The 26,017-nt window shown below is 45.5% G+C and carries 28 protein-coding genes and 2 tRNA genes; 18 read left to right on the top strand and 12 right to left on the bottom strand.

The features are described 5' to 3' along the window. Positions 1-22 precede the first annotated feature (22 nt). The 6 genes from CAN90_RS13685 to CAN90_RS03900 form a co-directional block, all read right to left on the bottom strand. Positions 23-193, bottom strand: coding sequence for a hypothetical protein (locus tag CAN90_RS13685; protein WP_187138294.1), 171 nt, complete (start codon positions 191-193; stop codon positions 23-25). A gap of 168 nt (positions 194-361) precedes the next feature. Continuing rightward, entirely contained in the window at positions 362-694 is a 333-nt protein-coding gene (locus CAN90_RS03920) for a P-II family nitrogen regulator (RefSeq protein WP_085832527.1), read from the bottom strand. A gap of 49 nt (positions 695-743) precedes the next feature. Next, entirely contained in the window at positions 744-2,405 is a 1,662-nt protein-coding gene (locus CAN90_RS03915) for a DUF1538 domain-containing protein (RefSeq protein WP_085832526.1), read from the bottom strand. Positions 2,406-2,685: 280 nt separating this feature from the next. Next, positions 2,686-3,738, bottom strand: a complete 1,053-nt coding sequence (locus CAN90_RS03910; RefSeq protein ID WP_085832525.1) for a lysylphosphatidylglycerol synthase transmembrane domain-containing protein — start codon at positions 3,736-3,738, stop codon at positions 2,686-2,688. 421 nt (positions 3,739-4,159) lie between these two features. Further along, a complete protein-coding gene (locus CAN90_RS03905) occupies positions 4,160-6,493 on the bottom strand; it encodes a heavy metal translocating P-type ATPase (RefSeq protein WP_085832524.1) in 2,334 nt (777 codons plus the stop codon). Positions 6,494-6,520: 27 nt separating this feature from the next. Continuing rightward, positions 6,521-6,889 carry an ArsR/SmtB family transcription factor gene (locus tag CAN90_RS03900; RefSeq protein WP_085832523.1) on the bottom strand — a complete coding sequence of 123 codons (369 nt, stop codon included), beginning with the start codon at positions 6,887-6,889 and terminating at the stop codon, positions 6,521-6,523. Positions 6,890-7,346: 457 nt separating this feature from the next. On the opposite strand from CAN90_RS03900, the gene CAN90_RS03895 reads away from it, so the two are divergent. The 12 genes from CAN90_RS03895 to CAN90_RS03840 all read left to right on the top strand — a co-directional run bounded on the left by CAN90_RS03895 (position 7,347) and on the right by CAN90_RS03840 (position 19,899). Then, complete coding sequence (locus CAN90_RS03895; protein ID WP_085832522.1) at positions 7,347-8,735, top strand: FG-GAP repeat domain-containing protein; 1,389 nt, start codon at positions 7,347-7,349, stop codon at positions 8,733-8,735. A gap of 24 nt (positions 8,736-8,759) precedes the next feature. Beyond that, entirely contained in the window at positions 8,760-9,464 is a 705-nt protein-coding gene (locus CAN90_RS03890) for a response regulator transcription factor (RefSeq protein ID WP_085832521.1), read from the top strand. Positions 9,465-9,598: 134 nt separating this feature from the next. Beyond that, positions 9,599-11,068 (top strand): sensor histidine kinase, encoded by a 1,470-nt coding sequence (locus CAN90_RS03885; protein ID WP_085832520.1) that lies wholly within the window; start codon positions 9,599-9,601, stop codon positions 11,066-11,068. Continuing rightward, positions 11,061-12,014 carry a DUF1385 domain-containing protein gene (locus CAN90_RS03880; protein WP_085832519.1) on the top strand — a complete coding sequence of 318 codons (954 nt, stop codon included), beginning with the start codon at positions 11,061-11,063 and terminating at the stop codon, positions 12,012-12,014. The genes CAN90_RS03885 and CAN90_RS03880 overlap by 8 nt, the downstream gene beginning before the upstream one ends. After that, positions 12,011-12,865, top strand: coding sequence for a peptide chain release factor N(5)-glutamine methyltransferase (prmC, locus tag CAN90_RS03875; RefSeq protein ID WP_085832518.1), 855 nt, complete (start codon positions 12,011-12,013; stop codon positions 12,863-12,865). The genes CAN90_RS03880 and prmC overlap by 4 nt, the downstream gene beginning before the upstream one ends. 227 nt (positions 12,866-13,092) lie before the next feature. Beyond that, positions 13,093-14,232: a recombinase RecA gene (recA, locus tag CAN90_RS03870; RefSeq protein WP_085832517.1), complete on the top strand. Its 1,140-nt coding sequence runs from the start codon at positions 13,093-13,095 to the stop codon at positions 14,230-14,232. Further along, positions 14,232-14,867, top strand: a complete 636-nt coding sequence (locus CAN90_RS03865; RefSeq protein ID WP_085832516.1) for a regulatory protein RecX — start codon at positions 14,232-14,234, stop codon at positions 14,865-14,867. The genes recA and CAN90_RS03865 overlap by 1 nt, the downstream gene beginning before the upstream one ends. Beyond that, positions 14,858-16,195, top strand: a complete 1,338-nt coding sequence (gene rimO / locus CAN90_RS03860; RefSeq protein ID WP_085832515.1) for a 30S ribosomal protein S12 methylthiotransferase RimO — start codon at positions 14,858-14,860, stop codon at positions 16,193-16,195. The genes CAN90_RS03865 and rimO overlap by 10 nt, the downstream gene beginning before the upstream one ends. Beyond that, complete coding sequence (pgsA, locus tag CAN90_RS03855) at positions 16,192-16,779, top strand: CDP-diacylglycerol--glycerol-3-phosphate 3-phosphatidyltransferase (RefSeq protein WP_085832514.1); 588 nt, start codon at positions 16,192-16,194, stop codon at positions 16,777-16,779. The genes rimO and pgsA overlap by 4 nt, the downstream gene beginning before the upstream one ends. Positions 16,780-16,852: 73 nt before the next feature. Continuing rightward, positions 16,853-17,215 (top strand): hypothetical protein, encoded by a 363-nt coding sequence (locus CAN90_RS03850; protein ID WP_085832513.1) that lies wholly within the window; start codon positions 16,853-16,855, stop codon positions 17,213-17,215. 1,511 nt (positions 17,216-18,726) lie between these two features. After that, positions 18,727-18,924: a hypothetical protein gene (locus tag CAN90_RS13445; protein WP_143750794.1), complete on the top strand. Its 198-nt coding sequence runs from the start codon at positions 18,727-18,729 to the stop codon at positions 18,922-18,924. Between the two features lie 237 nt (positions 18,925-19,161). Further along, positions 19,162-19,899 carry a hypothetical protein gene (locus CAN90_RS03840; RefSeq protein ID WP_085832511.1) on the top strand — a complete coding sequence of 246 codons (738 nt, stop codon included), beginning with the start codon at positions 19,162-19,164 and terminating at the stop codon, positions 19,897-19,899. A gap of 33 nt (positions 19,900-19,932) precedes the next feature. Here CAN90_RS03840 and CAN90_RS13440 read toward each other — a convergent pair whose 3' ends face one another. Next, positions 19,933-20,184, bottom strand: coding sequence for a hypothetical protein (locus tag CAN90_RS13440; RefSeq protein ID WP_143750793.1), 252 nt, complete (start codon positions 20,182-20,184; stop codon positions 19,933-19,935). A 632-nt stretch (positions 20,185-20,816) separates the two neighbouring features. On the opposite strand from CAN90_RS13440, the gene cysE reads away from it, so the two are divergent. From cysE to CAN90_RS03810, 6 genes are all read left to right on the top strand, one after another. Beyond that, complete coding sequence (cysE, locus tag CAN90_RS03830) at positions 20,817-21,488, top strand: serine O-acetyltransferase (RefSeq protein WP_085832509.1); 672 nt, start codon at positions 20,817-20,819, stop codon at positions 21,486-21,488. Positions 21,489-21,557: 69 nt separating this feature from the next. Continuing rightward, positions 21,558-22,961 (top strand): cysteine--tRNA ligase, encoded by a 1,404-nt coding sequence (cysS, locus tag CAN90_RS03825; RefSeq protein ID WP_085832508.1) that lies wholly within the window; start codon positions 21,558-21,560, stop codon positions 22,959-22,961. A 93-nt stretch (positions 22,962-23,054) separates the two neighbouring features. After that, positions 23,055-23,534, top strand: coding sequence for a Cys-tRNA(Pro) deacylase (ybaK, locus tag CAN90_RS03820; protein ID WP_085832507.1), 480 nt, complete (start codon positions 23,055-23,057; stop codon positions 23,532-23,534). Positions 23,535-23,620: 86 nt separating this feature from the next. Next, positions 23,621-23,797, top strand: coding sequence for a hypothetical protein (locus CAN90_RS13680; RefSeq protein WP_187138293.1), 177 nt, complete (start codon positions 23,621-23,623; stop codon positions 23,795-23,797). 146 nt (positions 23,798-23,943) lie between these two features. Next, positions 23,944-24,019: transfer RNA gene (locus CAN90_RS03815), tRNA-Thr, on the top strand. Between the two features lie 61 nt (positions 24,020-24,080). After that, positions 24,081-24,165: transfer RNA gene (locus CAN90_RS03810), tRNA-Tyr, on the top strand. Between the two features lie 152 nt (positions 24,166-24,317). Here the strand turns inward: CAN90_RS03810 and CAN90_RS03805 are convergent. The 5 genes from CAN90_RS03805 to CAN90_RS03785 are packed head-to-tail and all read right to left on the bottom strand — an operon-like array spanning position 24,318 to position 26,010. Continuing rightward, complete coding sequence (locus CAN90_RS03805) at positions 24,318-24,611, bottom strand: barstar family protein (RefSeq protein ID WP_159450354.1); 294 nt, start codon at positions 24,609-24,611, stop codon at positions 24,318-24,320. Positions 24,612-24,666: 55 nt separating this feature from the next. Beyond that, entirely contained in the window at positions 24,667-24,960 is a 294-nt protein-coding gene (locus CAN90_RS03800) for a barstar family protein (protein ID WP_085832505.1), read from the bottom strand. Positions 24,961-25,015: 55 nt separating this feature from the next. Next, complete coding sequence (locus CAN90_RS03795; protein ID WP_085832504.1) at positions 25,016-25,309, bottom strand: barstar family protein; 294 nt, start codon at positions 25,307-25,309, stop codon at positions 25,016-25,018. A gap of 55 nt (positions 25,310-25,364) precedes the next feature. Beyond that, positions 25,365-25,658: a barstar family protein gene (locus tag CAN90_RS03790; protein ID WP_143750792.1), complete on the bottom strand. Its 294-nt coding sequence runs from the start codon at positions 25,656-25,658 to the stop codon at positions 25,365-25,367. Between the two features lie 58 nt (positions 25,659-25,716). Further along, the gene (locus CAN90_RS03785; RefSeq protein WP_085832502.1) at positions 25,717-26,010 is read right to left on the bottom strand and encodes a barstar family protein; all 294 of its coding nucleotides are present in this window, start codon (positions 26,008-26,010) and stop codon (positions 25,717-25,719) included. Positions 26,011-26,017: the final 7 nt, after the last annotated feature.

The following is a 26,017-nucleotide window of genomic DNA, read 5'->3' as shown; positions in this document are numbered from 1 at the left end:
GCATCAATTGCCGGGGAGCTTTTTATTTTTGCTCTTCACCATTCATTTTTTCGGCTTGACGCTCGAGCGCGGAGAGCTGTTGCAGACGTTTGTCCAGCTCTTCGATTTTGAGATACAGCAAAGCTTGATTTTTTACAATGTTATTTAGTGTGTGATTAATGAGTTTCAATTGCAAATTCACTTTCTGTTTCATGCATTATCCCTTCCTCGCCGAATTTCCTAATTTTTCCAGATGCTCTTTTATTGTATCATGAAAGATTCGGTTGGAAAATCCATAAAACATCGCTTTTCATTGAAAATAGCAGAAAAGAAAAAAAGGCCACTGCTCCCTAAGCGGGAGACAGTGGCCTTTTGGCTGGTTTTACTTATTTTCTTTTGCAGAGGTTAAGCCGACCACTTGGTCGACCGGCAGTGAGAATACAAATGCGTCCGCATCTGTCCCCGAGCCATGTACCTTCATAACCGCCTGCATAATTCCGTTTTTCAGTGATTGCTGGGTCAAAATTAGAATAAGCTCTTTTTCAGGCTTTAACGTCATGCCAAAAAAGGTTTCTAAATTTTCAAGCCCAGAGCCGGTGGCGTGGATTACCGTACCGCCGGTTGCCCCAGCCGCCTTTGCAGCCTCCATAATTTCAGCGGAAAAGCCTTGGTTAGCAATCACTAGTATCATGCTGTGTGCAAAAAGTTGTTCCATTGAGAACCTCCTAAACAGTAAAATTGTTTTTTCCCGGAAAGGGGGTCGTCTATTTGTTTTCATCTTGCGTTGAGTTTACCGTTTCTTGTTCCGGTTCCTCTTGCAAAGCTTCGTCTTCTTCAGGCTCTGTTTGCGGGTCGAATGCGACCAGCGCAAGCTCTTGCTCCGGTTTTACTTCGAAAAGTGCAGGCTCTGAATCGCTGCCAATCTCCATATCGATAATCAAATCATCGGGCGCATCGGAAACCTGGGGTTCGAGCAGAGCTGCCTTGCGGCTCTTATGCTGGAACAGTATGCCAATGCCCTGAATTGTGATGAGGGGAAGAGTGGCAATCATGGCGATCATACCGAAAGCGTCGGTCATTACGTTACCGCCGAGCGCTTCGCATACACCTACACCAAAGGGCAGAAGGAACGCCCCTGCCATTGTACCCGCGGCAACTCCGCCGGAGTCGAACGCAATGGCTGTAAATACTTTGGGTGTAAATTTCGTTTGAATGAGCGCAATGGCATAGCAAGGTAGTAAGAAATACCAAATATTAATTTGGAACATGATTCGTAGCATGGCAAGGCATACCGCAAGGCTTACACCTACCGAAAGCCCCACCTGCATCACACGTTGTGAGATAGCACCACTGGTAATATCCTCAACCTGTTTATTAAGAATATACACGGCAGGCTCTGCGGTAACAATGAAAAAGCCCAGTAGAGCAGCAAGCGGAATCAAAATCCAATTATGTGTAAAAGTAGCAATGTGGCTGCCCAGAAAACGACCAACGGGCATAAAGCCAACGTTAACGCCGGTTAAGAAAATAGAAAGCCCGAGTATCGTATACAAAATACCTACCATAATTTTTATCATTTTGGTACGGGCAAGCTTTAATCGGAGTATCTGGAACAATATAAAGATAGTTAAAATAGGCAGAAGAACTGTAATAACCTCTTTTAACGATTCAATAAACTGCGTTGCGTAGAGCGCAGGTATTTGACCAAAATTTTCGAGCTCTGCAGGCGATTCAAACGCAAATCCGGAGGAGGAGGAATCGTAAAATATCCCCAAAATAAGAACGGTTATAATGGGGCCGATTGAGCAGAGCGCGCACAGACCAAAGCTATCTTCTTCACTGTTTTTACTGGAAAGAACAGTAGAAACACCCATGCCAAGTGCCAGTATAAACGGCACGGTGATGGGGCCGGTGGTTACGCCGCCGGAATCAAAGGCTACTGCTAAGAAATCAGGAGAAAAAATTCCTGCCACTAAAAACACCAAAGCGTAGGATACGATGAACAAGCGCGATAAACTAATTTGAAACACAATGCGCATGAGTGCCAGAACCAGAAAGGCACCTGCACCAAACGCGACTGCACCAACCAAAACCTCGTCTGGTACAGCGGGAACCTGTTTTGTAAGTACCTGCAAATCTGGCTCTGCAATGGTAACTACCACACCAATTAGAAATCCGCCGCCGGCAATCCACCCAATTTTTTTGGATCGCGTCAGCTCAGAGCCAATTGCCTCTCCCATTGGGAGAATAGCCATGTCAGAGCCAAGCGTGAATATGCCTAGGCCAATAACCAAAAGCACCGCACCGGTTAAAAATAAAGCTACGGTGGTTAAGGGCAGTATAAATGAGAAGGCAAGAACTATGGCGCAGATAGGCAAAACAGATAGGGTCGATTCCTTCAATGAGTCAATTAAAATGTCTCTCATTCCTTACTTCCTTTCGCATCTATTTTTTAGATCGGGTCTTTTTCGGCCGCCAGCGAAAGAAAAGGGGTCGGTTGGCGTGGCAAAAAAGACCGATCCGGAATCTCAAAAAATGGTTAGGTTACTTAACTAGTATAACATAGATTATAGAGTGAGGAAAGCCTTTCTTTCCTACATCGTTTTCAAAATAACATCTTTTTAAGAAAAATAGAGTAAAAAACCCCGCTAAACTCTCCATTTCAGGAGCAGAATAGAGGGGATTGAGTCTGAAAAGGAAGTAATTTTACATCCAGTTCTTTTTTGCGGCAACCAAAGTGGTCAGGTAGCCGAATACAATGCTGCTGTAATATGCTAAAATACGCCACAGTAAGATTGCCGGGAAGATGGTAGCACCGAACATGTCGTGGAAAAACAGGTAGAAGCCACCCTCCGCACCGCCAGAAGAGCCCGGTAGTGGAACAAACGCTGCTGCCATGGTAACGAAGGTATCGGCAGCCATCATGGTGTAAAAGGGTGCCCCGTGCAAATTAAAGCTTTGGTGAATAAAATATGGAATAATACTTGCACAAGTAATTTGAACCAAAGTGAGTAGACCAGATTTTACATATAAAGCAGTGTTTCGCCCCATTAATGCGGCTCCGTCATGGAACGCATAAAGCTGATTGCGAATTTTACGGTACAGGCGTTTGGGGTGCTTGCACCATTTTAGGCGAAGAATCACTGCCATCAAAAAACGCAGGAGTTTATGGGTAAGGCGGGAATTTAGCATTACGATAAGGATAACCCCGATAATGGCCATGTTAATGACTAAGGTTAAAATAATTACGAGGAAAATATTATCGAGCACTGCCTGAAAGTATTGAAATTCAGTTGCAATAAAGAAGAGACAGTACACCATCATTACTATTTGGTAGATTAAAGACTTTAACGCAATGACTGCACTGGAGGCGCCTGCGCTCATACCCATGCGATCCATTGTGTAAATCTCCATAGGTTCACCGGCCGAAAACGGAGTGAGAGCGCTGTACAAAAAGCCTACCATACCAACTGTAAAGGATTTTCGAAAAGTCCACGATGGGTCTAAATGGTGCGATAACAGGTAGAGTACATACCCCTCAATCGCATAGCGCACCATTACAGCAAGCAAGGCTACCCACAGCCACCACACCTTTATATTCTTCGATATTTCCATTAAGGTGTTAATGCCATCGGTCGTTAAAATGAAATATACGATAACTCCAATTGATAAAATCAGAGTAATGGTGGTAAACCATTTTTTCTGTTTTTCTCTCTTGGGGTCTACAGCTTGTTGTTGATTGGAAGGTGAGCTTTGCAAACTTCCAGCCTCCTTTCCCGCTTGGTTTGGCTGATATGAACCAAACCGGCCTTGTTATGCCAATTATTTGAGACGATAGAGCAAAACCAGTTATGCCGCATGCTTTATCCCAAAGATATATCCGGCAATTTGCAATACCGCAGTAATATTTATTGAAAATACACACAAGTTTTATTATATCATTAAATTCGACAATCGCCAATAAAAACCTTGGGCAGAACGAGTGTAAGTAAGCTCTGTATGGAAAAAAATGAGAGCAGAAGCACATTTAGTATTACCGAATTACGAAAAGTTTACAAGTGTATACTTGTGAACAAAACGATATAAACGCAAAAAAATCCGCAGATTCCGGTAAAACAAATGCAAATCTACCTAAGTAGTATTGCACTGTTCGCACCAAAATCTGCGGTTAATCAAATAATTATTTTGTATTTAAGGCACGCATTGCATTCAAAACAGCAATTAATGCAACGCCAACATCGCCAAACACTGCCGCCCACATAGAGGCATAGCCCAACGCTGCAAGAACGAGGATGATACCCTTAACACCAAGTGCAAACCAAATGTTTTGCCATACAATACTGCGGGTTTTCTTAGCAATACGAACGGCGGTGGGTAGCTTTGAGAGCTCGTCGGTCATCAATACAATATCTGCCGCTTCGATAGCAGCATCCGAGCCAATTCCGCCCATGGCAATGCCAATGTCTGCACGGGCGAGAACCGGAGCATCGTTAATGCCGTCGCCCACAAAGGCGAGCTTACCGCCGGGCGCTTTTTTGCTCTCCAGCAGTTCTACGCGCTCCACCTTCTGGTCAGGCAGAAGCTCTGCGAATACGGTGTCGATTCCAATGCTTTGGGCAACACGTTCGCCTACGGCACGGCTGTCACCGGTAAGCATGGCAATGGTATGAACTCCGGTACGGCGAAGCTCTTCCACTGCGTGCTTGCTGTCTTCCTTAATTTCATCTGCAATCACAAGGCAGCCGGCATATTCACCGTCGATAGCCAAATATACAAGGGAACCAGGAATAGAGACTGCTTCAAATGGAATTCCTTCGGATTCCATAAGGCGGCTATTACCAGCCAAAACCACTTTTCCGTCAATGATTGCACGAATGCCGTGACCGGCAATTTCGGTGCGTTCCATCTCCTTGCCGTCTTCAACGGACTGACCATATGCTTTTACAATAGATTGAGCAATGGGGTGGTTGGAGGCGCTTTCTGCCAGAGCGGCATAACGCAAAAGCTCATCCTTTTCTATTTTTGCGGGAAGAATATCTGTTACGGTAAAGCTGCCCTTGGTAAGTGTACCGGTTTTATCAAACACAACGGTGTCTAGCCCGTTGAGTGCTTCCAAGTAGTTGCTGCCTTTGATTAAAATTCCTTGGCGTGAAGCTGCTCCAATACCACCAAAGAAGCCAAGTGGAATCGATATAACCAGTGCACAAGGGCAAGAAACAACCAAAAATGCCAGTGCACGGTAAATCCATGTGTTAAAGTCAGCTCCGGGGAGAACCAGAGGAGGAATGAGCGCCAATGCGATTGCCGCAAATACCACGACTGGTGTATAATAGCGGGCAAATTTTGTAATAAAGTTTTCGGTGGGGGCCTTTTTGCCGCTTGCATTCTGAACCAAATCCAAAATACGAGAGGCAGTAGAATCTCCAAATTCCTTTTGTACCTCAATGGTGAGTAGACCGCTTTGGTTAATGGAACCGGAGAGAACCTGACTACCGGGCTGTACGTCTCTTGGTAAGGATTCACCAGTTAATGCGGAGGTGTCTAGCGAAGAGGTGCCCTGCACCACAACGCCATCGAGCGGAATTTTTTCGCCTGTTTTTACAACAATCAAATCTCCAACGCCAACTTCTTCCGGTGAAACACGGCGTATCTCGTCACCAAGCTTTAGATTTGCAAAATCAGGGCGAATATCCATTAATGCTTTAATGGAGGTGCGGGAACGGTTGACTGCAATGTCCTGAAACAGTTCCCCCACACGGTAGAACAGCATAACGGCAACACCTTCGGGAAATTCGCCGATTGCAAAAGCACCAATGGTGGCAATAGACATTAAGAAGTTCTCATCAAAAACCTGACCACGCAAAATATTACGCACGGCAATGAGAAGAATCTCGCCACCAATTAATAGATAAGCTGCAAAATAGAGGAGAAATGAGGGTAAGGCGGCCATGGGGAAAATCATACCTACTGCAAAGAGCGCTATGCCCACCGCAAGAAGGATTCGAGAAATTCGTTCCTTTTTTTCGTCTTCTTCGCCCTCGGTATCTTCTTCGCGAAAAGCTACGGTTACATCCGGCTCCATTTTCTTAATAATCTGTATGGTTTCACGGGTTAATTCCGGCAGCTTTTCAGAATTCTCTGCCTTTAACAGAACTCGTTGTGCAGCAAAATTCACCTGTGCTTCCTGCATTCCACTAAGAGTTTGAAGCTGACGCTCTATTTTTGCAGCGCAATCTGCGCAATCCAAGCCCTTTAAATATAAAATTCGTTCGCCGGCCTGCGCCGCTTTGCGTTCGGTGAGTCGTATATCTGGTTCGTGACCCTGTGCGATTTCCTGCATCTTCGTTGAAAGCTCTGGAAACCGCTGTTCGTCTAATAGCTCAACTCGTAGTGTTTTTGATACAAAATCGAGTGAAGCGGCTGAAATGCCATCCAGCTTTCCTACCTCGTGTTCAATTTCTGCCGCGCAGTGCGCACAGCCTAAGTTTTCTACCGCAAATTCCTTCGTAGCCATTTATGATTTCCCACCCTTCCTTCTTTGTTATTTCTCTTTAATATGGGTTAGACCCAAACTTAAAATCGCTTCAATATGCTCATCGTCCAGAGAATAATAAATCACTTTGCCAGCCCTGCGGGCTTTTACCAAACGAGCTTGCTTTAAAACACGAAGCTGGTGTGAAATTGCAGACTGCGATATTTCCAAAAGCTCAGCAATGTCGCATACACAAAGCTCAGTGGAAAGAAGAGCGCATACAATTTTAACTCTTGTAGAATCACCGAAAATACGGAAAAAATCAGCGAGGTCAAGCAGGTGCTCTTCTTTGGGCATTTTTTCTTTCGCTTGCTGTATGGATTCTGGGTGTATACCACTTAAATCGCAATGGTCTAACTCTTCTATTCTTTCATCCATTTTACGAATTCTCCTTTGCACATATGAACATATGAATAACTGTTCATATGTATTGTATGCAAAAATGAAGAAAAAGTCAATACAATAAAGTGAAATTTTTTACTGGTGCGAAATACGTTTCTTCTAAAAAGTGGGGACTGTTTTTTTTAAGGGCAAAATGTTATAATAACCCCAGCTATGTGGCTAAGAGAAAATGGACTGGTTCATTAAAAAGTTTCTTGCTGTTTTATGATGGAACCATGTAAGTCTTAACAAATACAATTTATAGCGCATTTGTACATTGCTTTCATTCGTATTTTTATGAAGTGTTTTTTAGCGTAAAACAGATAGAAATAATTTGAATTCTATAAAAATATGGTATAATTATAGATTAGTTATAGTATGATTCCCCGCTAGATTGGGTACATCATTAGAAAGTATTTTTACTTGGTAGGTTGCAACGAAAGGACGTGTAAAGATGAGGAAACGGGTGATTGCTGTAATGATAGCCCTAGCTTTGCTGTGCTCTGGCTGTTCTTCGGTTAGCCTAGACCCTCAAACGCTCATGCGCCCGCCGCGTGCAACCGGCAATAAAGAGCAAATTCATAAGGTTCTGGAGAAGAAAACAAATAACCAGCTCAAGCTAAGCTACCCAAGCCGTGGGGACTACCGCTCGGCTATTTTAATGTGGGATTTAACGGGAGACGGTGTAGAAGATGCCATTGCCCTGTACCAAAATACCGACCAAAAGGGTGGTATAACCATTTCGTTTATTCGCGGAGGCACTGAAACTTGGGCGGAGGTAGGCTCTTTTAATAATCCCGCCACTCAAGTGGATAAGATTTGCTTTGGCGATGTAAACCGGGATGGTGTAGATGATGTGATTGTGGGGTGGGGCAGTGTACTCAACCAAACCTCATCCATCAGCATTTATTCGTACCACGACGGTAAAATGACCGAGCTTTCTTATAATCAGCCTTATAATGAAATGGAGGTTCGGGATTTTGATGGTGATACCAACGACGAAATCTTTACGGCTTCTGTCTCAACGCCGGAGCAAAGTGCAATTGCCCGATTATTACGTGTAACGGATAATATGGTTGAGACCATTGGCTCTGCGCATTTGGATACGGGCGTTACCAAATACGCTTCTATTACAGCAGGGATGATTAACACCTCTCAATATGGTGTAGTGCTTGACGGTGTGAAGGCCGGGGGCAACTATATTACGGAGGTTTTGTTTTGGGATGCAAAGAAGAAGCTACTGCAATCACCGTTTTTTGCTTCCGGTGTACAAAATGCCAATTTTACACAGCGAACTACCAACATTACAGCGCGAGATATGAATGGGGATACACTCATTGAAATCCCCGTGGTCACTTCTCTCCCGAGTTATTCCCTGCCGTTGCCAGATGAAGCATGTGCGATGACCAACTGGTACCGGTTCGAAAGCTCGAACAATACGTTGCAGCGTGTAATGAGCATGGTCATTAATCAAAAGAGTGGGTACTGGTTTTTGGTACCTGACATGTGGCGCGATGGAGAAATTAAATTTACGGTAAAAGTGGATCGTGAAACGCGTTCGCTCACGTTTTACAAGTGGATCCCTGCTAGTAATACCGCCAAAAATGCAGCCAGCAATGTGATAAATAAATCTGCTGCCGGAACAATAGGCACCGCCTTACTCAAAATTCAGGAGTTTACGGAGCAGGAGTGGGCTGCCGGTGCGGTAACAAACGGTTTTTACAAACTTGCGGAACGCAATGAAACGGTTTACGCTGCCTCCGTTTTGCAGCCGGATGACCCGCTCGCACCGAATATAAACGATATTTCAAACAGCTTTCATTTGATTGCACCGCAAGATTAAAATACGCAGAGGAGGAATGAGACCTTGAAGAGAATATTGGTTGCAGAAGATGAACAGACCATTCGTGAATTTGTTGTTATTAATCTAAAGCGAGCAGGCTACGATGTAACAGAGGCAGAGAATGGAGACCATGCTTTGGCTTTGTATGAAAAAGAAAATGGGATGTTTGACCTCGCCATACTCGATATTATGATGCCCGGCCAGCATGATGGCCTCGCAGTTTGTCGTGAGCTGCGCCAAAAAAGTGGTTCCATCGGCATTATTCTTCTCACCGCCAAAACGCAGGAGATGGATAAGGTAAGCGGCCTAATGATGGGTGCGGACGATTACGTGACAAAGCCTTTTTCCCCTAGTGAACTCGTGGCAAGGGTGGATGCTGTGTACCGCCGCGTAGCGCTGGCAGAAATGCGGAGCGGCAACAATTTTCGGGAAGAGATTCGTTCTGGTATTTTCTCGCTGAATCTACGCAACCGTGCTTTAATGAAGGACAACGTACCGATTGAACTCACGCAAGTGGAATTTCAAATTATGGAGTATTTCTTTTCAAACCCCGGCAAAGCACTCGATCGCTCTGATATTTTAAAGCATGTATGGGGCGACGCGTATTACGGGGAAGAAAAAATTGTAGACGTGAACATTCGCCGTCTACGAATGAAAATAGAGGATGAACCGTCGAACCCCAAGCACATTGTAACCGTATGGGGTCTGGGCTATAAGTGGGAAGCCTAAGAGCGAGTTTTACAGCCGAAAGGCGAAAATTTCATTCTTACCACCTATAATTAAAGAAAAATCAAATCTGTTTGTAACAGATTAGCAACAGCGGTTTTAAGTCAGAAGTAAAACGAAGAAAGGAGAGCGGAAAAATGAAGATTTGGGGCATTACTCGGCGCTGGTTACTCAACAGCCTCGGTATTATTCTTCTGGTTCTTTCCGCATTAATCCTTTCTCTTTCTTTGGTAGTGCAGGGGTATGTTTATAATGGTATTCAGCAAACCATTAACGGGCGTTCTGATGAACTTACCAACCTCTTTTCAGGCTACAATAACAAGACCACAACGGAGTTTTCCACCGTTGCGCGTGCTTATGTTCAAAACTCTGCAAGCAAGCAGATGATGGAAATGATGGTGTTGAGCTCCACTGGCCGCATTCTTGTTACCTCCACGGGTTTCCCACCCGACCAAGACCAAGTGATGCCAGATGTAAAGCTGGCGCAGGAGAACAGGGAGAACTACGGAACGTGGCAAGGCCGCCTTTCCTCCGGTGAAAAGGTGATGGCTGTTACCAGAGTTATCCGCAGTCAAAGTGGAGCACCCCTCGGCAGCATACGCTATGTCGTATCCCTAGAGGAGGCAGACCGGCAGATTTTAACCATAGTTGGTGCTCTTTTGGCGCTGGGCTTTCTGGTCATTCTATTTGTCGTGTTTTCCAGCACTTATTTTATCAAGTCGATTGTCGACCCCATCAAGCTCATCAGTGCTACAGCAAAACGAATTGCACAGGGCGATTTTGATGCGCGCATTCAAAACCGCCAGAACGATGAGATTGGCGAGCTGTGCGAAACAGTCAATCGCATGGCGGTTGAGCTAGGTACGGCTGAAAAAATGAAAAATGATTTTATCTCTTCTGTTTCGCATGAACTGCGAACTCCGCTTACCGCCATTAAGGGCTGGGCGGAAACCTTGCAGAGCATTGATGATGCAGAGCGCGATACGTATGAGAAAGGAATGGGCGTTATCATCCGTGAGTCGGAGCGGCTTTCCGGGATTGTTGAGGAGCTACTCGACTTCTCCCGCATGCAGAATGGCCGCATGACCCTGATGATGGACAAGATTGATATTCTTGCCGAGCTGGGTGAAGCGGTGTATATGTTTACCGACCGTGCACAGGCAGAGGGTAAATTTCTGGTGTATGAAGAACCCCCTTTGCTAACTCCGGTATTGGGTGACATTAACCGCCTACGCCAGGTGTTTGTCAATATTATTGATAATGCTCTTAAATATACAAAAGAAGGCGATACCGTTACCGTAACCGCGGAAGAAACCAATGGTAAAATCCGTGTTGTAATTAGCGATACGGGCTGCGGTATCTCAGCAAAGGATCTTCCCAATGTGAAAAAGAAGTTTTACAAAGCAAATCAAACGGTGCGCGGCTCCGGCATAGGGCTGGCGCTTGCAGATGAAATCATGCGCCTGCATGATGGACGCCTGCAAGTGGAAAGCCAAGAGGATGTGGGAACCGTAGTTACCATTACCATCCCAACACTGAGGCAGTCACTGCCGGAAATAAAACCGGCTGCTGCGACGGAAGAAAGGAATTCCGAACAAAATGGCTAGAGAAAAAACAAAATTAATTACAAGCATTGGCGGACAGGCTGTAATGGAGGGCGTAATGATGCAAGGCCCATTTAAAACCGCCTTGGCCGTTCGAATGCCAGACAACACCGTTTCTACGGAGGAAATTGCAACAAACCGCCTGCGGGACCGCCACAGTCTGCTGCGTTTACCCATTATTCGTGGTGTGGCAGGGTTTATTGATGCGCTGGTAGTCGGTTATAAGGCACTAAGTATTTCAGCCGAAAAATCGGGTCTGGAGGATGACGAAACCCCCTCTAAATTTGACCAATGGATGCAGCGCGTGTTTGGCGACAAACTCATGAACGCGATTATGACACTCAGCGCGGTTTTGGGTGTGCTTATTTCAGTAGGGCTGTTTTTCTGGCTCCCTACGTGGCTGTTTAACCAAGGGCAAGCGCATTTGTGGGGTGAGGGGCTTGCTTCATGGCGCTCGGTGTTTGAAGGCTTCTTAAGAATCTTGATTTTCATAGGGTACATTGCATTTTGCGCGAGCCTGCCGGATATTAAACGCGTGTTTCAATACCACGGGGCAGAACATAAAACAATTTTTTGCTATGAAAATGAAGAAGAGCTTACGGTAGAAAATGTTCGCCGCCACCAACGCTTTCACCCGCGCTGCGGCACGAGCTTTATGGTGATTATGCTGCTGCTTGGCATTATCGCGGGTTACTTTATCCCGTTTACCAACCCCTTTGTCCGCAGTGCGGCAAAAATATTGTGCGTACCGCTGCTCATGGGTGTTGGCTACGAGTTAATTCGCCTGTGCGGCAAATACGATAATTTGTTTACTCGCATTATTTCGGCGCCGGGCATGTGGATGCAGCGCCTGACTACCAAAGAGCCGGATGACTCCATGATTGAGGTTGCCATCAGTGCAATGAAAGAAGTCATTCCGGAAAACGGAGAGGACCGAATTGTAAGATGACCTTTCAACAGGCCTATCAAGAGGGGAAAAATCGATTGCAAAGCGCGGGGATAGACAGCCCTGCGTTCGATGCCATTTGCTTGTTTCGCTGCGCGTTTGGGATGGATCGTCAAGGCCTTTTGCTTCGCGGGGAACAAGAAGCTCCGGTAAAGCAAACCGAGGCGTTTTTTCATGCTATTGTGCAGCGATGCTCCCGCCGCCCACTCCAATATATTTTAGGAGAGTGGGAATTCTTCGGCATGCGCCTTGCCGTGGGCGAGGGCGTGCTGATTCCGCGGGAAGAAACCGAGCTGCTGGTTTACACAGCGGCAGAGCTTCTAAGCGGGCACCCCGCACCGCGTGTGGCAGATTTGTGCGCCGGTACGGGTGCGGTTGGCTTAGGGCTATCCCGCTTGCGCAGTGATGCGCGGGTTGCATGTTTAGAATGGTATGAGCAAGCATATTCGTATTTGCAAAGGAACCTGAAGCAATACGGGGAAGAGCGTGTAACCGCGGTTCGTGCCGATATTACACAAGGCGATTCCGCGCCCGAGTTGGTGGATTTGAACGCCATTGTGTCGAACCCGCCCTATATTGATTCGGCGGAGCTTCCTCTTTTGCAAAAGGAGGTACAAGCTGAGCCTCCCACCGCGCTAGATGGTGGAAGTGATGGTCTCGATTTTTACCGTTCCATCGCAAGCGTTTGGTTCCCTCGGTTAAAGCAGGGAGGAATCGTCGCTGTGGAAATTGGAGAAACACAGGCCGAGGCAGTTTCTGCTTTGTTCCGCAAATCGGGCCTTATGCGTTTGCAGGTGCACCAAGATTTTAACGGTTTTGACCGTGTGGTGTCTGGTGTGTACCGCGGTAAATAATAAGATATTGAATTACAGAATAAAACATTCGTTCGATTTTTTCGCCAAATCCATTGATTTTATAGTACGAATACAGTATAATTAATTTAGATTTTACCGACCCCAAACGGCACAACTCTGCCGTTTGGGAAAGCGCATTTGCGCTTTCGGCGTGGCTACGCCGCGGTCGGTTTTTAAGGCTATCAATTATTTGGGCGATTTCAAATAGAGAGCGGAGGAGTTTTCCCATGGCAGTGGATAGAAGCAAGGCACTGGATACGGCATTGGCACAAATCGAAAAACAGTTTGGCAAAGGTGCCGTTATGCGCTTGGGTCAAAATCAGGCAATGCAGGTGGAAGCAATCTCCACCGGCTCTTTTTCGTTGGATATGGCGTTGGGAATCGGCGGTTTACCCAGAGGGCGAATTGTAGAGGTATATGGGCCGGAATCCTCCGGTAAAACCACGCTGGCACTGCACTGCATTGCGCAGGGGCAGAAAAACGGTGGCTATGCCGCATTTATTGACGTAGAGCATGCGCTTGACCCCATTTATGCGCGCGCCCTGGGTGTAGATGTGGACGCGCTTCTCGTTTCTCAGCCAGATACAGGCGAGCAGGCTCTTGAAATTACTGAGGCGCTTGTGCGCTCTGGTGCGATTGATGTTATCGTGGTCGACTCCGTTGCGGCTCTCGTTCCCCGTGCGGAAATTGAGGGAGATATGGGCGATTCTCACGTTGGCTTGCAGGCTCGTTTAATGTCGCAGGCATTGCGCAAGCTGGCGGGCGCAATTTCCAAATCGAACTGCGTCGCCATCTTTATTAACCAGCTACGTGAAAAAGTGGGCGTTATTTATGGCAGCCCTGAGGTAACTCCCGGCGGCCGTGCGCTCAAGTTTTATGCATCCGTGCGTATCGATATTCGTAAGACCGAAACCCTGAAGAACGGAACCGAGCAGATTGGCTCGCGTACCCGTGCCAAGGTGGTTAAAAACAAAATTGCACCGCCCTTCCGTGAGGCGGAGTTCGACGTAATGTATGGGCAGGGAATTTCCCGCGAGGGTGAGCTGCTCGACCTTGCCGCCAAGCTCGACATTGTGCAAAAGAGCGGCGCTTGGTTCTCGTATGGAGAAACCCGTTTGGGGCAAGGGCGCGACAATTCCAAGGAGTTCCTCAAGAGCAACCCGGAGCTGTGCGCTGAAATTGAGCAGAAGCTGCGCGATAACGCCGACCGCTTGCCCGCAAAGGCATCTGGTTCTCCCAAAAAGCCAGCGGCACCCTCCGTGCCGACGGAAGTGGCAAAGCCGGTGGAGGAAGCCGCACCTGCGAAACCCGCCCCGGCTGGAAGAGCATCCTCCAAGGCGAATATCGATATTCTGGTGGATGACTAATGCAAATTACGGCAATCCGTGCTCACCGCAAGGGCCTTTCCCTGTTGGTGCTGGATGGTGAACCCGCAATGAAGCTTGATTCCGGCTTGCTTTACCGTGAGGGGATTCGTGTAGGCGCAGAGCTTTCCGACGAAGAGCTGCACCGCCTTTGCCAAGAATCGGGCGAGGTGCGGGCAAAGGAAAAAGCATTGTATTTGCTGGAACACCGGCCGCACTTTAAACGGGAGCTGGAAGAAAAGCTTCGCCGCGATTACCCCGCAGAGGCCGCAAAATGGGCGGCTGACCGTATGGAAGAGCTGGGGCTGCTCGATGATGCTGCCTGCGGGCGTCAGCTTGCGGGTGAACTGCTAAACCGCAAGGGCTTTTCTTCGTCACGTGCTCGGTTAGAGCTTTGCCGCAAAGGCCTAGACTCTGCTCTAGCACAGGAGATTATTGAAGAGCTTGCACCCGAGCCGGAAGAAAAAATACAGCAGATAATAGAAAAGAAGTACCCCCTAGCCGCAAGGGATGAAAAACAGCGGCGCAGGGCAGTGAATGCTTTGCAGCGGATGGGGTATCGCCTGCCGGAGATATGGCAGGCGCTGCGCTGTCTGGACGAAACCATAGAATTGGATGAGGAGCAAATATGGCAATAACAGTGGGAATGGTCAGCTTAGGCTGTGCAAAAAACAGAGTAGACGGAGAAATGATTATGGCAACCCTCAAGAATGAGGGTTTTTCTTTGGTAGGTGACGCGGCTTTAGCCGATGTAGCGATTGTGAATACCTGCGGTTTTATCGACGACGCAAAGCAAGAGTCCATCGATGAAATTCTGGAGCTGGCAAGGCTTAAAAAAGAGGGTCAAATTCGCGCAATCGTGGTTACCGGCTGCATGGCGGAGCGTTATCAGGAAGAAATCCGTAAAGAACTGCCGGAGGCAGATGCGGTTATCGGCATTGGTGCCAATACCGAGATTGCCGACATCATCCGTAAAACACTCGAGGGGCAAAACCCTGAATCCTTCCCGCCGAAGAACCGTTTGCCCCTGTATGGCGAGCGTGTGCACTCCACCCCCAGCTACATGTCTTATATTAAGGTAGCTGAGGGCTGCGACAGCCACTGTGCATACTGCGCCATCCCCATGATTCGCGGGCGCTACCGCAGCCGCCCCATGGAAAGCATTGTGGAAGAGGCCAAGGGCCTTGCGGCAGACGGCACAAAAGAGCTGATTCTAATTGCGCAGGATACCAGCCGCTACGGGGAAGACCTTTACGGTCGCTTAGCGTTGCCAGAGCTGCTTGACCAACTGTGTGAAATCGACGGTTTACGCTGGATTCGTCTGCTATACTGTTACCCAGATTATATTACCGATGAGCTTTTGGACACGATGGCTCGGCAGGAAAAGGTGGCAAAGTACATCGACCTGCCGCTTCAGCATGTGTCTGGCAGAATGCTCAAATCCATGTATCGCGGCGGCGACCGTGCCTCTATTACGGCGTTGCTGCATAAAATTCGGGAGCGTGTGCCGGGCATCACGCTGCGAACCACGCTGATTACCGGCTTCCCCGGTGAAACCGAGGAGGATTTTACCGAGCTCGCCGAGTTCGTAAAAGAAATCCGCTTTCACCGCATGGGCTGTTTTGCCTATTCCCGTGAAGAGGGAACTGCCGCGGCGAAAATGCCGAATCAGGTGGAAGATGAGGTCAAGCTTCACCGCCGCGATCTGCTCATGGAACAGCAGATGCGCATTATGGAAGAGCAGTGTCAGAAGAGAATCGGTGACACCGTTTTGGTCATGACCGAAGGTTACGACCGTTACGCGGAGTGTTGGTTTGGCCGCAGTGAACAGGATGCGCCCGAGATTGACGGCAAGGTGTTTTTCTTTGCCAAAGAACAAAAGCCATACCCCGGGCAGTTTGCCCGTGTGAAAATCACGAACTTTATTGAGTGTGATTTAATTGGGGAAGTGGAGGAACTGCTATGAATCTGCCCAACAAGCTGACCATGTTTCGTTTAATATTGGTTCCGTTTTTTGTGGTAGTCCTGCTAAATCCAAACTTGCCGCACCATTACCTCATTGCACTGCTTCTATTTGCAGTGGCATCGTATACCGACCATCTGGATGGAAAGCTGGCACGCAAAAACAACCAGATTACCGACTTTGGGAAATTTATGGACCCTCTTGCGGACAAAGTGCTGGTCATTTCCGCCTTGGTCTGCTTTGTGGAGCTGCACCTTGCCAATGTGTGGCTGGTATTGCTGATTATCGCTCGCGAGTTTATGGTGACCTCCATTCGTCTCGTTGCGGCAGACAAAGGGCAAGTCATTGCCGCAAACAATTGGGGCAAGGCAAAAACCATAAGCCAAATTATTGCAATTTTGGTGGTGCTTTTGCTGCAATATTCTCTTGAACTAACGATGGAAATGTTATCTTACCCGTTTGGAATAAATGAGCAAATGGCTCTGGTGCTGGGTCAGCTCTTTATTGCGGTGGCTACCATCCTTTCGGTACTTTCGGGTGTTATTTACTTAAAACAAAACTGGAATATCGTGAAAACAGCTGGATAAATAAGAAAAGCTTTCTTCTAAAAAAAGAAAGCTTTTGAGTTTAGATATTTTTTAGAGTTTTGGGAGGGGTAAAATGAGTGTAGATTTGAATTTTTGGAAATATAAAGCAGGAGTCACTCATGATGATGGCAAAGTATATGAAATGGCCTGTTGTGACGGTATAATTGTCGATGAACTTGAAACTCTCCCAATAAATGAAATATTCAATAAAATTTCTTACACTTTTTCTGACTGGACTATTCATGACAAAAACAATTATGAAAAAGTGGGACATGGTTCCTTTCAAATTTTTTCAACTTCACAGGTAGTACGGTTCGATTGCTATGGCATGAATGAAGATGATATGAATTTGCTTATGGATATTTTAATTGATTTTGATTGTCCGTTTTATGACCCTTCCATATCAACTCGGTTCGATTCATGGACAGATAGATAATATTTGAATGTTCAAGATGATATTAATGAAAAAGCGTTCTTCTCTTTAAGAAGAACGCTTTTTTTGTTCTGTAATCAATGAATAAAAAAGTCGGATTCTAAAAATCCGACAAAACAGTAGAATATGTGATGATTTTTCCCAAAATCAAAATTTATGATTGCGTTTTTTGGTAAAATGTGGTTTAATATATTTTGTAAGGCACTTATAAGTGCAAAGCGAGGGTGAGTGCTGGAACACCCACCCTCTGCTACGGAGATACGTCCTCCATAACAACAGCTTACGCTGCGGATTGCTTCACAATTATAACCCATTTGTTCCCACTTGTAAACAGCGAGGGGAACACAAAAAAGAACATTTTCTGTTCTGGTTGTGAGATGCACTGATAGAATGAGCGCTTGTTGTGGAACTGACCCTGAAAGAGGAGGGTCTATCCGTGACGAGCGCTTTTTTGTTGCCTTACAGACAGGGCAACGCGGAGCTGGGGTTCACGGCGGTTCACAAAAGTGATAAGCCGTGAAAGATTGTGGGATTTAATATTGCATTTTTAACAATAACATCACTGAGCACACACATTCACTTTCCACTCCCAGGAAAAAAAGTGAGCAAGCACAAGTACCCCTGAGCACAAGAAAGAACCCCTGAGCATATGGAGGAATAAATAGAATCCCCCAGCTTCGCCGCGCTATTGTCTGTAAGAGTATAACGCCGCCGCACAATCGCCCGTGCGGCTCACGCCGTTCCTTCATTGGAACGGCGTTCTTTTTTGTCTTTATCCACAATTCTGGATGATGGCTTTATAAGCGTAAAGCAAAATCTTACGCACAATCTGCAACGCACAGGCTTGTTTCCTGTGCGGAAAATAGATGCAGAGCGGGAGCTCAGTCGGATTCCAAAGGCAGGGAATCGATACTCTCCCTTTGGAAGGCCTTTGCCTACTTTCACCCTTTCGTGAAAGTAGGTGCCCGCCCCGGCACGAGGGGCAAAGCCCTGCGCCAGCAGAAACCTTGCGCCGTAGCGCAATTCTTCTTTCCAAACAAAGCAGAGACCTTTACTAAATCAAAAAAAGATAGCACATGGCACGAGGGCAAAGCCTTGCGCCCAAGCGCAAAACTACTTAAATAACAAATCATCTATAATAGAAGCTTTTATAGCGGCTTCCGCCGTAGGAAGATTCTTCTTTCTTTTCGTTCGCCCCTCAAGCCGGGGCAGGCTCGCCTTTTCTCGATGAGGAGAAAAGGCGGAAAGACTCACCAAAGGCTCTGCCTTTGGAATCCGTTTGGGGAACGTCCCCCAGGGATAGTAATCAGAATCTACTGTAAAGGCGCTCCATTAAAAATGCCCACTCTCCTCTGCCAATACAAATAATCAGCCGTTTGCAATCTTCCGTCGACGGTCATTTTTAGAGCGCTCTCGTTCGCTCGCAAAGACATGATAGGTAGCAAGGTACTTCTACTTTTACGGGCGTTAAAACAAAACCTTACTTGCAGTCTGCAACGCACAGGCTTGTTCCTGTGCGGAAAATAGATGCAGAGCGGGAGCTCAGTCGGATTCCAAAGGCAGAGCCTTTGGTCGTTGAGAGGGAATCCAAAGGGAGAGAATCGATACTCTCCCTTTGGAAGGCCTTTGCCTACTTTCACCCTTTCGTGAAAGTAGGTGCCCGCCCCGGCACGAGGGGCAAGCCCTGCGCCAGCAGAGATCTTGCGCCCTAGCGCAATTCTTCTTTCCAAACAAAGCAAAGACCTTTACTAAATCAAAAAAAGATAGCACATGGCACGAGGGCAAAGCCCTGCGCCAGCAGAAACCTTGCGCCGTAGCGCAAACATCTACAAGATAATTATTCAGACCATTGCTATTATTCGAATTAGTAAATATAGGAAAAGATTATTATAGTATGGTATAATAAATATATATTGAAAGATAGTTGTTTAAATGGGAGGGAAATCATTGTGCCAGTAGATGAGTTGAGTATTCAAGCTACTACCCCAGTGAAAAAACGTTACAAACTAGCGAAGAAAAAGCGTTATAAACTCTCTTCTCGAAAAAAACTCTTAATTCTTGGAGCAATCATTCTACTTTATCCGGTTGTTTTTGTCTTTTTTGCGCTATCTGGGATTCGAGCGATGCTGCCTTATGAAGTAGAGATGACCGTTTTCTCTGAAGAATTCAAGCAGCTCTATATTTTAATCGCCCCAGCGTTGTGTATTTATTTAACACGTGGCTCCTTTCCACGTAAATTCCCTAAATTGTTAAAAATCATGTTACAGCCATGGGTGTATCGTTTCCTTTGGAGTATGGTGATTTTATCGACAGCCTTTTGTGTTGGGTGGATGTTCCGGCTAAACGAATTTTTTTTCTTAGACGCTTTTATTACGGCACTTGGAATTACCATGCTTTTCACCACGATTTTATTATGCGTACTGCTTTATGGGAATTCGTTAAAGTCAAAGTGGCAGAAATCCTCTTATTTTCTGCTTTGCTCCATTCAACTTGTTTTAAGCACTTGTTTTCAGACATTGTTTAATATAAGTCCTGATTGGCTGGAGAGTACGGAGGTATGGCAATTTGTCGCGCGTGTAGATACTTTTCCGTTAATGGAAGGCGCAGTTCTGTGCGGGCTAGCTTGTATTGTGTTTCATTTAGCAGAGTGGCACAAAAGAAAAAATAGTCCAATTATTAAATCGTAGATATAGTTCATCGCATTGTTCTATTTACTACTATTACAGGCGGAAAGACAAAACCTTACTTGCAATCTGCACGCAAAGGCTTGTTCCTGTGCGGAAAGCAGATGCAGAGCTGGAGCTCAGTCGGATTCCAAAGGCAGAGCCTTTGGTCGTTGAGAGGGGTACTAGGGGAGAGAATCGATACTCTCCCCTAGAAGGGCCTTTGCAACCTTTCACCCTTTCGTGAAAGGTTGTGCCCGCCCCGGCACGAGGGGCAAAGCCCTGTGCCAGCAGAAGCCTTGCGCCCAAGCGCAACACTTCTTTTACCAACAGAACAACGAATTAACAAATAAAAGTGAAAGTCCTTAGCACGAGGGGTAAGCCCTGCGCCAGCAGAATTAAATAATATACTAATCATATATGTAAAAACAAGAATTGATGATTTTTTATCCTCAAATAAATCGTAATTGAGAGCAAATCATTCAAAATTCAAAAATAATAGAAGATATATTTCTTTATAGAAAATTTAAACCAAAGAAAATGGAAAATCACCAGCTCTTTACAAGCTGAGAGCTTTGTTGTATACTGATTTATGGCAACAATTTGACAAAGTTGCATACAATAGTATTCAAATGCTGCAAACGGGAGAAGTACCCGGAACAAACGCACCAGAGAGAAAGCGCCACCGGCTGTAAGCGCTTTTTGCGGGGAGTTCGGAGGAAAATGCGCCCGTGTTCCGTAAAACGGAGAGCAGGCAGGGGGAACAGGCACGAAAGTGCACTGAGTATCTCTGTTCGGCACGGCGCCGTTACCCGCCGCTAAGTGATAAAACGGAGTGGAACCGCGGATGCCGCCTCCGTCCCTATTGAGGGACGAGAGGTTTTTTTATTGCCCTTTTATTGCTTTTACCAAATTGTAATGCCATAATGGAGGAGTCGGGTATGTTTAAAAATTTAAAAGCGGAGCTGGATTCGATTTTGGAACGTGACCCTGCGGCAAGATCTCGGTTAGAGGTTTACTTGCTGTATTCGGGCTTTCGGGCTGTGCGTTCCTATCGAAAAGCGAATTGGTTTTATCGCCATAATATGAAGCTGATTGCCAGATATATTTCTCAGCGTGCCCGTCATAAAACCGGGGTAGAGATTCACCCTGCCGCAACAATCGGCAAAGGCTTATTTATAGACCATGGTATGGGCGTAGTCATCGGTGAAACGGCCGAAATTGGCGACTACTGCACACTGTACCAAGGGGTTACGTTAGGTGGTACGGGAAAAGACCACGGAAAACGCCACCCAACCCTAGGTAATAATGTAATGGTTGGCTCCGGCGCAAAAATACTTGGGCCGTTTAAGGTGGGAGATAACGCGCGTGTTGCCGCCGGTGCGGTGGTACTCAGCGAAGTGCCTGAGGGGGCAACCGCAGTAGGTGTTCCCGCCAAAGTTGCCCGAATTAACGGAGAGAAGCCCTACGATTTGGATCAGATTCATGTGTCAGACCCCGTTCAGCAGGAGATGGCAGATTTGCAGGATGCCTGCACGGCTATGAGTGCACAGCTGGTACAACTGCTGAATCGTATGGAAGCCTGCCAAAAAGAATGTTTCAAAAAGAAATGATGAATGAAAAAGTCTGAGAAAGACTAAGATAAAAATAGAATGACGGCGCAACAGCGTAGGAGGTTTTCTATGAAAATATACAATACATTAACAAGACAAAAGGAAGAGTTTATCCCCATAAAAGAGGGAGAAGCAAAAATTTACGCCTGCGGCCCCACCGTATACAACTTTATTCATATCGGCAATGCCAGACCTATTTGTGTGTTTGATATTTTGCGCCGTTATATGGAATACCGTGGCCTAAAGGTTACCTTTGTTCAAAATTTTACGGATATTGACGATAAAATTATTCGTAAAGCAAACGAAGAAGGCTCCGATTATTTAACGGTCTCCCGCAAATACATTGAGGAGTACAATACCGATGCAAGCGGCCTGAATGTGCGCCCTGCAACGGTGCACCCTTTGGCGACGGAAAGCATGGAAGATATTCTCCAGATTATTCAAAGTCTTGTGGAAAAAGGGTATGCCTATGCCGCGGGTAACGGGGATGTTTACTTCCGTACAAAGAAATTTGAGGAATACGGTAAGCTTTCTCACCAGCCTCTGGATGATTTGCAGGCTGGCGCGCGCATCAGCGTGGATGAAGTAAAAGAAGATGCCATGGATTTTGCTGTCTGGAAGTCCGCAAAGCCCGGCGAACCCAGCTGGGATTCCCCTTGGGGCAAAGGCCGCCCCGGCTGGCATATTGAATGCTCAGCAATGGCGCGTCACTTTTTGGGTGAGACAATCGACATTCACTGCGGTGGGCAGGATTTAATTTTCCCTCACCATGAAAATGAGATTGCCCAAAGCGAATGCTGCAACGGCGTTCCATTTGCCCATTACTGGATGCACAACGGCTATATTAATGTAGATAACCATAAGATGAGCAAATCCCTCAACAACTTCTTTACCGTTCGTGAGGTTGCAAACGTGTATGGCTACGAACCGATTCGCTTCTTGATGGTTTCGTCACAGTATCGCAGTCCCATTAATTATAGCGTTGAAATCATTGAGCAGTGCAAAGCGGCGTTAGACCGCCTTTATAATTGCCGAGATAACCTCATCTTTGCACGTGATAATGCCCCTGAAGGCTTAAAGGATGGTGAGCAGGAGCAGGTAGATGCGCTCGATTCATTCCGCCAGCGTTTTATCACCGCCATGGACGATGACCTGAACACAGCAGATGCGATTTCGGTCTTGTTTGACCTTGCGCGTGAAATCAATACCAACTTAATTCCCGGTGAGAAGAGCAAAGAGCTTTACAATGCCGCATTGGCTTTGTATGAGCAGCTTGCAGATGTATTGGGACTTTTATACCAGAGAAACGACCAGTCTCTTGATGAGGAAATTGAAGCGTTGATTCAGCAGCGCAATGATGCTCGCCAGGCAAAGGATTGGGCAACCGCTGACCGTATTCGAGATGAACTCAAAGCGCGACACGTTGTTTTGGAAGATACTCCCCAAGGAATTAAGTGGAAAATTGTAGAATAATTCTGCCTTTCGCAGTGCGGACAGCCGTTATAACGGCTGTCCGTTTCCGTAATAATACAGATTTTACTTGGATAAGAAGGGAAGAGTAAAACAGTGGCAAAGGAACATAAAACAAATGTGATGCGCATTTTAGATAAAGAAAAAATTGCGTATCAATTCTATTTCTACTCGCATGAGGACGGGCTCATTGATGGCGTATCTGTGGCACATAAGCTGAATCAACCGGTGGAGCAGGTGTTTAAAACCTTGGTGACACGTGGCGCAAGTAAAAGCTTCTATGTATTTGTCATTCCGGTTGAGCAGGAGCTTGACTTAAAGGCCGCCGCACAGTCAGTGTCTGAAAAATCGGTGGAGATGATTCATGTGAATGAAATCAATGCCATTACCGGTTATATACGTGGTGGCTGCTCCCCAATCGGCATGAAAAAGCAGTTTCGCACGGTTATAGACGAATCCTGTATGGCGCTGCCTGCCATCATCGTAAGCGGCGGTAAAATTGGCACGCAGGTGGAGCTGGCTCCGGCAGATTTAATTGCGCTGATTGGTGCCACTACTGCAAGCTTGTGCAAATAATGTATTTGACAAACCGGGTACAATTCTATATGATTGCAGGTAGAATAGGGCTCTCAATAGGGGAGCAAAACGGGAGAGAATAGAATATGAATGAGGATAAGGCAACGTTTGTTGTCGATGTGCTGTACCGCAAAGCCTCTACCTGGCAGGGCAACCTGCACTGGCTGGAGGGCGAGAAAGAAAGCGCGTTTCGCAGCGAAATTGAGCTTTTAAGTTTGATGGACAGCGCATTGGAAAATCAGAAAGAAACCAAGCCGAAGTAGGGATACGGCTTGGTTTTTCTTTCAGGGATTGTGTGGATTCGGCAAAGAGATAGGAATTCGATCTTCTTTTCGTACTTTTTGCAGAAATTGTATTGACAAAATCTAATAAAAATGATATATTATTCAAGCGCTCAATTTTGAGTCATGCTGGTGTAGCTCAGTTGGTAGAGCAGCTGATTTGTAATCAGCAGGTCGGGGGTTCAAGTCCGTCCACCAGCTCCACGCTTCGGCGTTTCAGCAAGAGCGGACAAGTTACCGCGACTTGTTTTTGAAAGTTAAATATGGAGGAGTTCCCGAGTGGCCAAAGGGGGCAGACTGTAAATCTGTTACGTTTCGTTTCGGTGGTTCGAATCCACCCTCCTCCACCAAAAAAAGCAAGAGCAATTATGCTCTTGCTTTTTATTTATATATAAAGAATACGCTTTGAACAATTTTAAACGCAATCTGTTTGTAAAGTAAAATGGAAAGTTGAAATAAACCATACTATTTTTATTTTAGGTACTTAAAAATATATGCAGCTTTAGCTGATGATTCTATAATCAAAACTCCAACCGTATTTCGCATTTTCAATTTTGAGATCCGATAAAACAGTGTGCATTAATTCTAATTCAGGTAAAAACTCTTCGTGTAATGTATACTCACCTATAACTTCGACTATTTCTGCATCGGATTCAGTGCACATAAGATCCCAAAAAGCTTCCCAGTTTTTGCCGTACCACTCGGGAAAATCAAACGCGACTCGAATCCGTTCGTGCAGTTCCCATAAATTTTTGCAGTCAGTTAAATCTAGTACAATTGTTTTGTTTTCATTCACAAGAAACCACCTCTTAAAATCAAAATAACGTAATTCACAGATGGACTTTTAATAATTAGCTAATAATTTTATAATCAAAACTCCAACCGTATTTCGCATTTTCAATTTTGAGATCCGATAAAACAGTGTGCATTAATTCTAATTCAGGTGAAAACTCTTTGTGTAATGTATTCTCACCTACAACTTCGACTATTTCTGCATCGGATTCAGTGCACATAAGATCCCAAAAAGCATCCCAGTTTTTGCCGTACCACTCGGGAAAATCAAACGCGACTCGAATCCGTTCGTGCAGTTCCCATAAATTTTTACAGTCAGTTAAATCTAGTACAATTGTGTTGTTTTCATTCACAAAAAACCACCTCTTAAAATCCAAATAACGTAATAGACAGATGGAGTATTAATAGTTAGCTAATGATTTTATAGTCAAAATTCCCTCCATACTTTTTACTTTCGATTTTACCTTCTTGCAATACTTCATGCATGATTTTTATCTCAGATGAAAATTCTTTTGATAGGGTATGTTCTCCCATAATTTCAACCATCTCCGCTTCACAATCACTCCAAAGAAGATCCCAGAAAGCATCCCAGTTTTTGCCGTACCACTCGGGAAAATCAAACGCGACTCGAATCCGTTCGTGCAGTTCCCATAAATTTTTACAGTCAGTTAAATCTAGTACAATTGTTTTGTTTTCATTCACAAAAAACCACCTCTTAAATTCAAAATAACGTAATTGACAGATGGACTTTTAATAATTAGCTAATAATTTTATAATCAAAACTCCAACCGAATTCTTTCCGTTCTTTTTTAACATCTGATAAAACAGTGTGCATTAATTCGAATTCTGGTAAAAATTCTTCTTGCACTGTATTTTCTCCAACAATTTCAACCATTTCTGCTTCACAATCACTCCACATAAGATCCCAAAAGGCATCCCAGTTTTTTCCGTACCACTCCGGGAAATCAAAAGCGATGCGAATCCGTTCGTGCAGCTCCCATAAATTTTTGCAGCCGGTTAGATCTAGTACAATAGTTTTTTTCTCGCTCATGAATACATCCTCCTCTTTCAATAATAAGAACGTTATAATTAGAAAAATCAATGGTAAATTAACTGATAATTTTATAATCAAAATGCCACCCGAACTCTTGGCATTCCATTTTATTTCTTTGTAGTATCTCATGCATTTTCTGTATATGTGGTTCAAATTCTTTTGATAGAGTATATTCCCCAACAATTTCAACCATTTCTGCATCACATTCAGTCCTAAGGAAATCCCAGAAAGCACTCCAGTTTTTGCCGTACCACTCGGGGAAATCAAATGCGATGCGAATCCGTTCATGCAGCTCGTCCAAATATTTACAGCCGGTTAGGTCTAGTACAATTGCTTTTTTCTCGCTCATGAATAAA

The organism is Clostridium merdae, from assembly GCF_900176635.1.
Taxonomy (GTDB): Bacteria; Bacillota; Clostridia; order Oscillospirales; family Acutalibacteraceae; genus Faecalispora; species Faecalispora merdae.
Note: the sequence above shows the minus strand (reverse complement) of the source record. Positions and strands in the feature narration are given on the sequence as shown.